Annotated in this window: 11 protein-coding genes; all 11 read left to right on the top strand. The window is 46.3% G+C overall.

The features are described from left to right. Window positions 1-47: 47 nt before the first annotated feature. Window positions 48-2165, top strand: a complete 2118-nt coding sequence (gene fusA, locus ACYVGR_RS17945; protein WP_460959120.1) for an elongation factor G — start codon at window positions 48-50, stop codon at window positions 2163-2165. Between the two features lie 124 nt (window positions 2166-2289). After that, a complete protein-coding gene (locus tag ACYVGR_RS17940; protein ID WP_460959118.1) occupies window positions 2290-2523 on the top strand; it encodes a hypothetical protein in 234 nt (77 codons plus the stop codon). Continuing rightward, on the top strand, window positions 2513-2836 hold the full coding sequence (locus ACYVGR_RS17935; protein WP_460959116.1) for a type II toxin-antitoxin system RelE family toxin: 324 nt from the start codon (window positions 2513-2515) through the stop codon (window positions 2834-2836). Before ACYVGR_RS17940 ends, ACYVGR_RS17935 begins: the two co-directional genes overlap by 11 nt. Before the next feature lie 136 nt (window positions 2837-2972). After that, window positions 2973-3278, top strand: a complete 306-nt coding sequence (rpsJ, locus tag ACYVGR_RS17930; protein WP_012930032.1) for a 30S ribosomal protein S10 — start codon at window positions 2973-2975, stop codon at window positions 3276-3278. 258 nt (window positions 3279-3536) lie between these two features. Next, complete coding sequence (gene mutL, locus ACYVGR_RS17925; protein WP_460959114.1) at window positions 3537-5573, top strand: DNA mismatch repair endonuclease MutL; 2037 nt, start codon at window positions 3537-3539, stop codon at window positions 5571-5573. Between the two features lie 37 nt (window positions 5574-5610). After that, the gene (locus ACYVGR_RS17920) at window positions 5611-6390 is read left to right on the top strand and encodes a rhomboid family intramembrane serine protease (protein WP_460959112.1); all 780 of its coding nucleotides are present in this window, start codon (window positions 5611-5613) and stop codon (window positions 6388-6390) included. Window positions 6391-6392: 2 nt separating this feature from the next. Then, window positions 6393-7316 carry a rhomboid family intramembrane serine protease gene (locus ACYVGR_RS17915; RefSeq protein ID WP_460959110.1) on the top strand — a complete coding sequence of 308 codons (924 nt, stop codon included), beginning with the start codon at window positions 6393-6395 and terminating at the stop codon, window positions 7314-7316. Window positions 7317-7550: 234 nt separating this feature from the next. After that, the gene (gene dxs, locus ACYVGR_RS17910) at window positions 7551-9485 is read left to right on the top strand and encodes a 1-deoxy-D-xylulose-5-phosphate synthase (RefSeq protein WP_460959108.1); all 1935 of its coding nucleotides are present in this window, start codon (window positions 7551-7553) and stop codon (window positions 9483-9485) included. Window positions 9486-9572: 87 nt separating this feature from the next. Continuing rightward, window positions 9573-10814: an aspartate kinase gene (locus ACYVGR_RS17905; protein WP_460959106.1), complete on the top strand. Its 1242-nt coding sequence runs from the start codon at window positions 9573-9575 to the stop codon at window positions 10812-10814. A gap of 14 nt (window positions 10815-10828) precedes the next feature. Beyond that, window positions 10829-12613, top strand: coding sequence for a glycoside hydrolase family 9 protein (locus tag ACYVGR_RS17900; RefSeq protein WP_460959104.1), 1785 nt, complete (start codon window positions 10829-10831; stop codon window positions 12611-12613). 49 nt (window positions 12614-12662) lie between these two features. Beyond that, the gene (locus ACYVGR_RS17895; protein WP_460959102.1) at window positions 12663-14549 is read left to right on the top strand and encodes a malate synthase; all 1887 of its coding nucleotides are present in this window, start codon (window positions 12663-12665) and stop codon (window positions 14547-14549) included. Window positions 14550-14557: the final 8 nt, after the last annotated feature.

The raw sequence follows: 14557 nt of genomic DNA, 5'->3' as shown, positions 1-14557 counted from the left end.
CTTACCTTTCGAGTTTAGAAAAACATAACTTTCAGTATAACAAGCTAATGGCTCGCGATTTAAATTTCACGAGAAACATCGGTATCGCTGCCCACATTGATGCGGGTAAGACGACCACAACCGAACGCATTCTCTATTACGCCGGGGTAAGCCACAAAATTGGTGAGGTACACGATGGTGCCGCTACCATGGACTGGATGGAACAGGAGCAGGAACGGGGTATCACCATCACGTCGGCTGCTACAACTGTTGACTGGACCTACCGTGAAAATAAATACCATATCAACATCATTGATACACCTGGCCACGTTGACTTCACGGTTGAAGTAAACCGCTCATTGCGTGTACTTGATGGGCTGGTATTCCTGTTTAGTGCTGTTGATGGCGTTGAGCCTCAATCAGAAACCAACTGGCGTCTGGCAAACAACTATAACGTAGCTCGTTTGGGCTTCGTTAACAAAATGGACCGTTCTGGCGCCGATTTCTTGAACGTGTGTAAGCAGGTGAAGGAAATGTTGGGTAGCTATGCTGTTCCCCTTCAGTTGCCAATCGGTGAAGAAGATTCTTTCAAAGGCGTTGTTGACCTTGTGAACTTCCGGGGTATCGTCTGGAATGAGTCAGATAAAGGCATGACGTTTGAAGTTGTCCCCATTCCTGCTGACATGCTGGACGAGGCAACCGAATGGCGTGAGAAACTCCTTGAAGCAGTTGCCGAATTCGACGATTCGCTGATGGAGAAGTATTTCGAAGATCCAGAATCGATCTCGGAAGACGAAATTCTGACGGCTTTGCGTAAAGCAACCATCGCGATGAAAATCGTTCCGATGCTTTGCGGTTCGTCTTTCAAAAACAAAGGTGTTCAAACCATGCTTGATTACGTGATGGCGCTGTTGCCATCGCCGTTGGACAAGGAGAGCATCAAAGGAACCAACCCAAACACAGGCGAAGAGATTTCTCGGAAACCTTCGTCGTCGGAGCCGTTCTCTGCGCTGGCGTTCAAAATTGCAACTGACCCATATGTAGGTCGTTTGTGTTTCGTTCGTTCGTATTCGGGTGTTCTTGAGTCTGGTTCTTATATCCTGAACAACCGTTCGGGTAACAAAGAGCGGATCTCTCGGATTTTCCAGATGCACGCGAACAAGCAAAACCAGATCGAACGTCTGGAAGCTGGTGATATTGGTGCCGTAGTTGGTTTCAAAGACATCAAGACTGGCGATACGCTGTCTGATGAAAAGAACCCAATCGTTCTGGAGTCGATGGTATTCCCAGACCCAGTTATCGGGTATGCTATCGAGCCTAAGAAAACGGCCGATCAGGATAACTTCTCTAAAGCTATCGGTAAACTGATCGAAGAAGATCCAACCTTAAAAGTTGAATCGAACGAAGAAACCGGCCAAACCATTATTCGTGGTATGGGTGAGCTTCACCTTGAAATCATCATCGACCGTATGCGTCGTGAGTTTAAGGTAGAAGTAAACCAGGGTGCGCCACAGGTGGCTTATAAAGAGAAGCTGACGAAAAGCGTTGAACACCGCGAAGTTTACAAAAAACAATCGGGTGGTCGCGGTAAATTTGCTGACATCGTTTTCGAACTAGGACCACGTGACCTGGAAGAAGATGGTAGCACGAAAGTTGGCTTACAGTTCGTAAACGGTATTGTGGGTGGTGTTATTCCTCGCGAATTTATCCCTGCTGTACAAAAAGGCTTCGATGAATCGCTGAAAAACGGTCCGTTAGCTGGCTTCCCACTCGAAAGCATGAAAGTTCGGTTGTTCCACGGTTCGTACCACGACGTTGACTCCGATTCGCTGTCTTTCGAAATGGCTGCTCGTTTAGGATTCCGTGAAGCTGCACGTCAGGCTGGTCCGAAATTGCTCGAACCAATCATGGCGGTTGAAGTGCTGACACCAGAAGAATACACCGGTCCAATCACAGGTGACCTGAACCGTCGCCGGGGTGTGATGAAGGGTATGGATACGAAAGCTGGTTCGCAGGTGATCAAAGCTGACGTTCCCCTTTCTGAACTGTTCGGTTACGTTACTGACCTCCGTACGATGTCGTCGGGCCGGGCTACTGCCAACCTGACATTTGCGCACTATGAAGTAGTACCGCAAAATATCTCGGACGCAGTTGTAGCGAAAGAAAAAGGTGCTGTGCGGGCTTAATTGTCTTTAGATAGATAAATTTCACAATGGACGCATGAAATTCATGCGTCCATTGCTGTTTTAAGCTACTTGAATTTTCGCGATTGTTTTTCTAGTTTAGTAGGATACATAAAGTAAGAGAACGATGAATATTCAATATATTTCTGATCGAAAAGGCAAGCGTACAGGGGTTTACATCCCGATTAAAGAATGGGAAAAGATAACAAAGAGATACGATTTGCCTGTCGAAGAGGAAGAACCAGAATTGACTAAAGATCAATTAGTGTCTAACATTCGTGAAGCCTTGGAAGAAGTGAAACTTGCGAAAGAAGGTAAAGTCAAATTGAAATCCGCAAGAGAACTCCTAAATGAATTATAAAGTCGAATCGTCTGCTAGTTTTGACCGAGACGTCAAAAAGCTAGCAAAAAAATACAAGTCGCTCAAGGCTGAATTAATAGATTTGATTGATTCGCTCGAGCATAATCCCAATCAAGGCGTTTCTTTGGGAAAAGGCTGTTACAAAATTCGGCTTGCTATTCGTAGCAAAAGCACAGGAAAAAGTGGCGGTGCCAGAGTTATAACCTACGTTGTTACTGACGATGAACAGGTAGTTTTACTGACTATCTACGACAAGAAAAATAAAACTGATTTAGAACCTGGTGAATTAGATCAGCTACTTACAGATATATAGTAGTAATCTCCACAAAATCACGACAATAGCTTTTCCTTCTGTATAAATTTCCCTACCTTTGCACCCGCATTTACCTACCCGACCGGAGTAAATGGTTCTTTCGGCGGGTCTATTTACCTAACGAACCAAAAACACAATGAGCCAAAAAATTCGCATTAAGCTGAAGTCGTTCGACCACATGCTGGTTGACAAGTCGGCAGAGAAAATCGTGAAAGCGGTTAAATCAACGGGTGCTATCGTAAGCGGCCCTATCCCTCTGCCAACTAACAAAGAAATCTACACCGTTCTGCGGTCGCCCCACGTTAATAAGAAGGCACGGGAACAGTTCCAACTTTGTACCTACAAGCGGTTGGTAGACATTTATAGCAGCAGTGCTAAAACGGTTGATGCATTGATGAAACTCGAATTACCGAGCGGTGTTGATGTAGAAATCAAAGTCTAACGACTTCTTTTCTTAAGGCTTACCATGCCGCAAGAACGAACGTACAGGTTTCGGGCTTGCGGCATTTTTAATGTTTAAAGTTTCATATTTCAAGTTCAATGTTGTTACTCGCATAACCTGGAACGTGAAACCGCGTCGGCGGCCCGGCTGAAACTTTAAACTCTTCCCTAGTTTATCTGAATTATAAGACCAATATGCCTGTTATTTTTGTATATTGTATGACACAGCGAACAGCCGCCCTGTGAGATTTTATCCGTTATGTTAAACGTCATTCAGCTACTGCCCGACTCGATAGCCAACCAAATTGCCGCTGGCGAGGTTGTGCAGCGGCCCGCTTCGGTCGTAAAAGAGTTGCTCGAAAACTCGGTTGATGCCAAAGCCAAATCGGTTCAGGTAATCATTCGGGAAGCAGGCCGTAATCTGATTCAGATCGTAGACGATGGCGTTGGAATGACTGAGACCGATGCGCGCATGAGTTTTGAACGACATGCAACCTCTAAAATACGTTCTTCTGACGATTTATTTCGCATTCGTACAATGGGTTTTCGGGGTGAAGCACTTGCCTCCATTGCAGCTGTGGCTCAAATCGAGATGCGGACGCGCCGGGCAAGCGATGAATTAGGAACGTTAATCCGAATTGAAGGCTCAGACATTAAAGCACAGGAAGCAATTTCCTGCCTGCCCGGCACTAACCTGCTTATTAAAAACTTATTTTTCAATGTACCTGCCCGACGCAACTTCCTGAAATCAAATTCTGTGGAGATGCGCCATATCATTGACGAATTTCAACGGGTAGCGCTTGCCAATCCCGATGTGGCATTTTCGCTGTTTCATAATGATCAGGAAATTTACAACCTGCCAGCCGGAAAACTCAGTCGTCGAATTGTGGATATGTTTGGCAAAAGTTACCGCGAACAGTTAAACTTTTGCGAAGAACAAACACCTTACGTAACCGTACACGGCTATATAGGCAAGCCAGAGTCGGCCAAGAAAGCTCGGAATGAACAGTTTTTCTTTGTCAATAACCGCTTCATCAAACATAATTACCTGCATCATGCAGTTATAGGTGCTTACGAAGGCACTCTTCCCGAAGGGAGCCATCCCTTCTATGTGTTGTTTATTGACATCGATCCATCCCATATTGATATCAATATTCATCCCACAAAAACAGAGATCAAATTCGACGACGAACGATCGGTTTATGCCATTATGATGGCTGCTGTTCGTAAGGCCGTGGGCGTTTATAACTTATCGCCTTCGCTTGATTTCGATTCTGACGTTAATTTTCTATCTGGTGTTCGGCCTGATGCCTCAAAATCGGCAACCAGCGCCAGTGCTATGTTTCAGCCTTCATCCAGAGCAAATGGCCAGGGTGCAGGCTCGGCCCGTCCTATTACACCCTCGTGGGCATCATCGACCAGCCAACCCGTAAATGAGCGAACCACATTACGCGCCGATGCTTTAGACAAAGCGGCTGGTAGTAGTTTTGACATCCCCCCAAAAAAATCGGCCAATAATTGGCAGGCTTTATACGAAGGCGTTGCTGGAACGGATAATTCACGGCCTTCGTCCGACGTTGGTATTACCAATGGCGATTGGTTAGGGGTAACTCGGCCAACAACCGCTACTGAAGAATCCAATTCGGAAAAAGGCCCGATTACAATGGGAAGCCGGGCCAATCAGTTGCCGGTAAGTTTAGAATCATCGGAACAGGTCATTCCTACATTAGCAGAAGATGAAACTATCGTTCAGATTCAGAATCGTTACCTTTTAGCCCCCATTAAGTCAGGAGTAATGCTCATTGACCAACGTCGGGCTTATGAACGGATTCTGTACGACCAATTTCATACCGCATTAACCAAGCAGAATGGCGCTTCGCAGCAACTGTTGTTTCCTAAAACAATAACGCTGGCACCCGTTGACTTTCAACTAGCGCTCGATTTGCGTGAAGACCTGGCCCACCTTGGCTTTGAATTCGATGAACTGGGCGCGAACACATTTGTTATTCGGGGTGTTCCAACCCTGACAATGGGCGAAAACGAAGAAGAGCTTTTTGCCAATCTGCTCGCCCAACTTCGTGCCGATACGGGCCGGTTGAAACTGGATAAAATTGAATCGATGGCCCGCTCGCTGGCGCGACGGTCGTCTATGCACCATGTGGCTCGCTTAAGTCCTACTGAGTGCCGGGCTTTAGTCAATCAATTATTCGCTTCAACGAATCCAAGTTATACACCTACGGGCGAACCGGTGACAGTTGTCCTTACGTTAGATAAAATTGCAGGTCTTTTACGCTGATATTTGTATTTATCAGCCTAAATTAGTTGATATTAAGATGTTTAACTTTACTCCGGTAGTTCGCGTATTATTATTAATCAATGTACTGGTCTTTCTAGTCACGAATGACGCTATTATTGACCAATTTGGGCTTCATTCGTTTCTCTCTGATCAATTTAATCCGATTCAATTGCTGACACACATGTTTTTACATGGTGGGTTTAATCACATTTTCAGTAATATGATCGGGTTAATTGTCTTTGGACCAATGCTGGAGCAGTTTTGGGGGCCGCGCCGATTTACGTTTTTTTACTTTTTTTGCGGTTTAGGCTCTGCATTATTATTCTCAGCGGTAAACTATTTTGAAATGCACGACGTATATGAAGCCATCCAGGCTTATCGGGCAAATCCTAGTTTTGAGAGTTTTTCGGCCTTTATCGACCAGCACGCTGGTTCGTATTACGACCGATTAGTACCGTTTATTGAACAGTTTAAGAAATTCCCAAATGATAGCAAAACCATTCAGGATAGTATTGCTATTGCCAATAAAATCTTCACCAACCAGGTTGATGAACCGATGGTTGGTGCATCTGGCGCTGTTTTTGGGGTAATAATGGGATTTGGGCTATTGTTTCCGAACACTGAGTTATTTTTATTGTTTCTACCTATACCGATTAAAGCAAAGTACCTCGTTATCATGTACGGGGGCTATGAACTTTACTCGGGAATTTACCGGGCGCAGTCAGATAATGTGGCTCACTTTGCCCATATAGGTGGCATGTTGTTTGCATTTATTCTTATAAAATACTGGGGTTCCCAACGAAAAACGTTTTACTAGTGATGAGCGGCTTATTCGAGGATTTTCGGAGCGAATTCAATAAGCCCAACAATACGTTGGTGCAATTGATTCTCATTAATACAGTTGTGTTTCTGGTACTTCTGCTGACCAAAGTTGGTTTGACATTAGGCGAGAAAGACTATGTGTATGACTTCATTAGGTCGCAGTTGATGCTGCCCGGTACTATTACGGCTTTTGCGCATAAACCCTGGACGCTAGTCACGTATTTCTTTACACATGATGAGATTTTCCATATTCTCTACAACATGTTGTTCCTGTACTGGTTTGGTCGATTAATTGACGAATACCTAGGCAATCGTCGATTAATTGGTCTCTACATTATGGGCGGGCTGGCAGGTGGTTTACTCTACCTGGCCATGTACAATCTGGTCCCTTATTTTCAACATTATGCCGAAGGCGCTCGTATGTTGGGAGCCTCTGCGGCTGCGTTTTCAGTTGCTGTTGGCGCTGCCACACTTTTACCAAATTATACGTTTCACCTCCTCTTTTTTGGCCCGGTTCGGATCAAATACATTGTTTTCTTTTTCATTGTGCTTTCAGTGGCCCAATCGGCAGGAGCTAATGCAGGTGGTAATCTGGCCCATTTAGGAGGAGCATTAATGGGCTTTTTCTACGTTAAATTGCTTCAGAATGGAACAGACCTGGGCCGTCCAATTTATTGGATTGCCGATGGATGGAGTAATTTATTGAAACCCAAACCTGCGGTTAAAGTATCGTATCGGCAACGCAGTAACGCCAGTACCCAAGCCAACGCCTATGCTTCATCAGCAGGTACTTCGTCGCCAATATCAACACCCGATCAGGATGAAGTTGATATGATTTTAGATAAAATTTCACGATCAGGCTACGAAAGTTTAACTCGGGAAGAAAAACAAAAACTTTTCCGGGCCAGCCAACGAAATTAATAGTCAGGCGATCAATAATCGGTCATTATTGGGCCTGGTTACTTGTTTACAGTTCTTTTTAAAATCTAAGCCTTTGGCGCCAACGTATATATACAGAGGCACAGAGGCTTAGATTTTTTATAGTTCGTAAAAAATATAGTAGCTTCGTTGTTTCAATACAATGGGCAAACCCGACTCAGAACAATCTATTCTGGGTGTGTGTTGTTGTAAGACAGACGTTTATCTGCTACCATCATGCTGATTACCCCTGGCAGTCTTTTGGCCACAATTAATACTCCCGACGATCTTCGTAAACTCGATAAATCCCGCTTACCCCAAGTAGCCGATGAGCTTCGCCAGTTTATTATTGACGATGTTTCGGTTTATGGCGGCCATTTTGGAGCCAGTTTGGGCGTAGTTGAGTTGACCGTTGCACTTCATTACGTTTTTAATACGCCCGATGATCAGCTTATTTGGGATGTAGGCCATCAGGCTTATGGTCATAAAATTCTGACGGGTCGGCGGGAGAAGTTTCATACGAATCGCTTCTATAAAGGCCTATCCGGTTTCCCAAAACGGAAAGAAAGTCCTTACGATTCATTCGGTGTGGGACATTCGTCTACGTCGATTTCTGCGGCACTAGGTATGGCCGTAGCTTCACAATTGCAGGGGAACTTCCAGCGGAACCATATTGCCGTTATTGGCGATGGCGCCCTTACTGCGGGTGAAGCATTTGAAGGCATGAACCACGCAGGTGCCACGGACAGCAATCTGCTCATTGTACTGAATGACAACTGCATGAGTATCGACCCCAATGTAGGGGCATTGCGTGAATACCTGACCGATATTACAACATCGCAAACCTATAACAAGGTAAAAGATGAAGTCTGGAATCTGCTCGGGAAAATGGACAAGCTGGGCAAAACAGCTCAGGAGTTAGTCTCGCAGGTTCAGTCGGGCATTAAAAGCTCCTTGCTGGAACAGAGTAACTTGTTCGAGTCGCTTCACCTACGGTATTTTGGGCCGATAGATGGACACGACATCGACCACCTGGTCAGTGTGTTAGCCGACCTCAAAAATATTCCTGGTCCAAAGCTATTGCACGTTCTGACTGTAAAAGGTAAAGGTTATGGCCCAGCCGAAAAAGATCAGACGAAATGGCATGCGCCCGGTTTGTTTGATAAGGTGACGGGGGTTATTCAGAAGAAAGTATACGATACCCCACAGCCACCAAAATATCAGGAGGTTTTTGGGAATACGCTTGTCGAGTTGGCCGAACAAAATTCCCGCATCGTAGGTGTAACGCCAGCCATGCCGTCTGGCTCATCGATGAATATCATGATGAAAGCCATGCCAAAGCGGGCTTTCGATGTGGGTATTGCTGAGCAACATGCCGTAACCTTCTCGGCGGGTATGGCTACGCAAGGCGAGGTGGTGTTCTGTAACATTTACTCGACGTTTATGCAGCGGGCTTATGATCAGGTTATTCATGACGTCTGTATTCAGGAGTTACCGGTTATTTTCTGCTTAGACCGGGCTGGCTTTGCTGGAGCCGATGGTCCAACTCACCACGGGGCCTACGATTTAGCCTTCATGCGTTGTATTCCTAACATGATTGTGGCTGCCCCCATGAATGAGCAGGAGTTGCGGAACATGATGTTCACGGCTCAATCCGATGAAATACAGCAGGGCAAACAAGCCTTTACAATTCGATACCCACGTGGCGAGGGCGTAATGCCGAACTGGCGTACTCCTTTCGAAAAACAAGTGGTTGGTAAAGGCCGACTGATCAGCGACGGGGAAGAGGTCGCCATTCTGACCATCGGCCACATTGGTAATTATGCCGTTCAGGCCACCGAAATGCTAGCGAAAGAAGGCATCCGGCCTGCGCATTTCGATATGCGTTATGTAAAGCCACTGGATGAAGCCTTATTGCATCAGATTTTCAGTCGCTTCGACCGTGTTTTGACCGTTGAAGACGGTTGTGTTATGGGTGGTTTTGGCAGCGCAATACTCGAGTTTATGGCCAATCATGGCTATATGGCCCGTGTAAAGCGGTTAGGCATCCCCGACGCGGTTATTGAACATGGTGAGCAAATCGAGCTACATCACGAGTGCGGCTTTGATCCTCAAGGTATTGCCGATGCGGTTCGTGAATTGTTATTTACAGGCCGAGCCATAACGGTATAAGAGTTTCCTTTTCGACAGGATTGTGGAATTAATAGAATGAAGCCCATTCTGGTTAATTCCGCAATCCTGTCTATTTTTTTCCAGTCTATGAAAGTTTTCAAATTTGGTGGTGCTTCCGTAAAAGATGCAGCCGGTGTACGTAACCTGGCCGAAATCGTTAAAACACAGGGTCAGGATGCACTCGTAGTTGTGTCGGCAATGGGCAAAACGACCAATGCACTCGAAGACCTTGTTCGTGCTTATGTAAATCGTCAGCCCGAAAATATGACGGCGGCTCTGAAAACAATAAAAGAGTTCCACTCCCAAATCAGCCACGAACTCCTTGGTGAGTTGACCCCAATTCAGGAAACGTTCGTACAACTGGAATCGCTTTTATTACCCCCAGCCATTGCCCTCTACGATGAAGTATACGACCAGATTGTGTCTCTAGGCGAGATACTCTCTACTCAAATTGTGGCCGCTTATTTACAGAAAAACAATATTGCTGCTCAATGGCTCGACGCCCGACAGCTGATCTGCACTGACATAACCTTTCGGGAAGGCCGCGTCGACTGGACGGAAACCGGCAAACGGATCAAACAAAGCGTGGCCGGTAGCGGAGTCAAAATAACTCAGGGCTTTATTGGCCAAACGCCAACGAATCGAACAACAACCCTTGGTCGCGATGGGTCCGATTATTCCGCTGCTATTTTTGCTTATTGCCTTAACGCCGAGAGCGTCACTATCTGGAAAGATGTACCGGGTGTACTAAACGCCGATCCACGTTGGTTTGATGAAACGATTTTGTTAGATAAACTGACGTATCAGGATGCGATTGAACTGGCCTATTATGGTGCTACGGTCATTCACCCGAAAACAATCAAACCACTACAAAACAAGAACATACCACTTTATGTCCGGTCGTTTCTAAAACCAGAAGCCCCCGGTACCGTTATCGGTAATTTTGAGCAACACCTGTCAACACCATCCTTTATTTTTAAGGTCAATCAGGTTTTAATTTCGCTTCGTCCAAATGATTTTTCGTTTATTGCCGAAGATAATTTAAGCCGCATTTTTGGTCGTTTTGCTCAGGCTGGCGTGAAAATCAACCTCATGCAAAACACAGCGATCAGTTTTTCGGTCGTTGTCGATAACAATCCAGACCGGGTACCGACTTTACTGGAGCAATTAAGGCAGGATTTCCGGGTTAGTTATAACGATAACCTGGAGCTGATTACAATTCGGTATTACGATCAGGGAACCATTGATCGGGTACTAGTCAACAAACGGCTATTGTTAGAGCAAAAAAGCCGCTACACCGTACAACTGGTCGTTAAGGATTTAGGATAATCAACTACTTAGTTATGAGCGTCGGGAAAGGGATTGTTTGCTGTTTATTGTTAGTTAGTCTACTGTCTATTGGCATTAAGGCCCAATCTCTTTCCGAATCCATTCGCCTGAATCAACTCGGTTTTTACCCCAATGCCCCAAAAGTGGCTATTGTGTTAGGGGATGTTACTGGCCCGTTTCAGGTAACTACACCCGACAGGAAGAAAGTCTTTTTTTCAGGCACGCTTAGCCAATCCCGGCAAAACACTATTTCTGGTAAAACAACCCGAACGGCTGACTTTTCGGCTTTTCACACAACCGGAACATTCATACTTGTTATCCCCGGTTTAGGCCAATCCTATCCATTTACAATCCAGCCAAACGTACATCGTACGCTGGCCATTGGGGCGTTAAAAGGATTTTATTACCAGCGAGCTTCCACTTCATTACCCGAAACCTACGCTGGCCAATGGCACCGACCCGCTGGGCACCCCGATACGCATGTACTGATTCATCCATCGGCAGCATCAGCTACGCGTCCGGCGGAAACAACTATTTCATCGCCAGGTGGCTGGTACGATGCAGGGGACTATAACAAGTACATTGTTAACTCAGGTATTACGATGGGAACGTTGCTGTCGCTTTATGAAGACTTTCCTGACTTCTGTCGTACGATAAACATTAATATTCCTGAAAGTAAAAACAACCTGCCCGACCTACTGGACGAATCGTTATGGAACCTTCGCTGGATGTTAACTATGCAGGACCCAGCCGATGGGGGCGTTTACCATAAGCTGACCAATGCGCGTTTCGATGGAATGATCATGCCCGATAAGGCTGATAAAGATCGCTACGTTGTTCAGAAAAGCATCACTGCGACACTAGACTTTGCCGCTGTGATGGCGCAGGCAAGTCGGGTACTTCGGCCTTATGATCGAGAGCTTCCTGGTTTGGCCGACTCCTGCCTAACAGCAGCTGTTCATGCCTGGCAATGGGCGAAGCAGAATCCGAATACTCGTTATGATCAGAATGCCATGAACGGACAATTCGACCCAGATGTTGTAACGGGCGGTTACGAAGATAGGGATGCCAGCGACGAATGGATTTGGGCCGCAACGGAACTCTATTTGACAACGAAAGACGACACGTATTATACCGCCGTCAACTTGTTTCCTGACGAGAAAACGCCACTCCCCTCATGGTCGCAGGTGCGTACATTAGCTTATTATTCATTCGCTCGGTTAGCTAAAAACCTGACGCCAATAGGTCAAAAGGACTTGCCTCAACTAACCAATCGCCTGATTCAGTTTGCCAATCAACTTCGGGAAGGTGTGGATAAACAGGCTTTTCAAACGGTGATGGGCAGATCGGCAGGTGATTTTATTTGGGGAAGCAGTGCAGTTGCCGCCAACCAGGGTATTGCCTTGATCCAGGCGTATCGGTTAACAAACAACCGAACGTATCTTGATGCCGCTTTGAGCAATCTCGACTACTTACTTGGCCGTAACGCTACAGGGTATTCGTTCGTAACCGGTTTTGGCAGCAAAACACCTCAGCACCCACATCATCGTCCGTCCGTAGCAGACGGTATCGAGGCACCTGTTCCGGGCTTATTATCGGGTGGGACAAATGCCAATGCAGCCCGTCAGGATAAATGCACTGGCTATACAACAACGGTTGCCGATGAAGTTTATCTCGACGATGCCTGCTCCTATGCCTCCAACGAAATTGCCATCAACTGGAACGCTCCACTGGTTTATCTGGCAACAGCCGTAGAAGCCTTACAAAAGAGAGCGAATTACAGCACGCTTCAAAAATGAGTTGATGGTTTTATAACCGAACCCTTAATTAAACCGTAGATTGAGACGTATGAACGACCAAGCCATTAGCATTCGGGATAATTTACAGGACATCTACAAGGATGTATATACTACCGAAGCCCTTGCGGCACTGGCTGCCTTAGCCCACTTCAATACACGTATTAAAGATGTTATGGCTACGCGCATGCAACGAAGAGCAATGCGTCAGCAAAGTCAAACAAGAATCAATTTTCTTGATGCAGCGAGTACGATTCCCGGAACGGCAATCACCGTTCAGGATGCCCGCAATGGAAATTTTGAAGGAGCTGTTATCCCTGCTGATTTACAACGACAGTGGATTCAGGGAACAGGCCCAGCGGCTAAACCGAATGCCCCTGTTGAAAATAGTATCCGGAATGTGGCTTATGCGCTGCTCTCAGGTGCCGATGGCTGGATGTTCGACGGCGAAGATGCCCTCGGCCAAATCGCAACCATGTCGCTTGATAACCAGCGAAATCTGAAACTAGCGATTCACAAAGACCCGTTGTTTCTAAACGTGGCTGAACAGGTAGCTTCGGAAATGAATCGATGGGCAAAATCCTTTTTAGGAAGAGAAACAATTGCCAACTGGAAAACCCAACTTGACTTTACCACCAAGATATTTCGGGCGCGCGGCCTTCACCTCGATGATCGGCATATTCGCGATGCAAATGGCGTGGCACTAGCCGCTTCGATTGTCGATGCCACACTTTATGTCGTCAATAATTATAAAGCGCTACAGGAAGCGGGGTCATCTATTGTATTATATCTACCGAAAATCCAGACCGCCGAAGAAGCAGGCGTTTGGAATGAGCTACTAAGCGCCCTGGAAAATCATGTTGGCCTCGAAATTGGTACGATAAAGGTCTATGTACTCGTTGAGCAGCTCGAAGCTACCCATCAATTAATGGAAATTCGGGCCGTTCTCGGTAAGCATTTTGTGGGTTTCAACACGGGTCGCTGGGATTATATCAATAGCGTATCGGATGCGATGGCGTGGGATAAAACCTTTATCAATCCGAATATCGAAGCCATTACCATGACCTATGGCTACATGCGCAATTACGAAGACCGCGTCCGACGGGCCGTCAATACGCCCGACAAAAACGGCAATTTCGCGCTTTGGCAGGGCGGCATGGAACCCAACATACCTGTAGGTTCAGAAGAAGGTGTTTCGGCCAGTATGAAAAAAGCGGTGGCCGGTGCCGAACGTGAACAGCGCGAAGGAGCCAGTGGGAAATGGGTAGCACACTGGAAAATGGTCCACATTGTGCGGCCCGTTTGGGAAAAAGCGGGTGCTGCCAATCAGCTAGGCCGAGAATTTCCACGGCTTACCTACACTCAGCAGGATGCCGATGGACTGATCCTGATTGAACCCGCCCCTACCGACATTCGGGGAGCGCGGAATCTGTTGAGTGTTGCTTTACAATATGGCAATGCTTTTGGGCAAGGCATGCAGGCAGCAGCCCTAAAACCCGCCGATTTCTTCGGTAACGATGATATTCTGTATCTGATGGAGGACATGGCCACTGGCGAAATTCGTCTGAGTATTCTATGGGAGTGGATGCACAAAGGAGCCATTCTTACGGAGGATGACCCAGAGACCGGCACAAAAGCCGGGACAGTTTTTTCCGAAGCGTTATATCGAAAATTATTGGATCAGGAATATGATAAACTCCTGAAAGCAGCCAACAAGGATGTCTACGACGCATCGAAAACCACCACGCTGCCTATAGCCCGCGAAATCGCTGATGTGTATATGTTAAGTGAGGTTAAGCCCCCCTGGTTTATTGATTTACTGAACATCAACCTCAATAACACCGATCTGGATATAGCGAAGCAGCGAATCCGTTTATACATGGATACGCTAATCAACCAGGGTACTCGCATCACTGAAAACCTCGATTTCATAGGTTGAAGTTACGC

This window comes from Spirosoma litoris, from assembly GCF_054776755.1.
The sequence above is the reverse complement of the archived record's forward strand: the minus strand, read 5'-3'. Positions and strand labels throughout refer to the sequence as shown.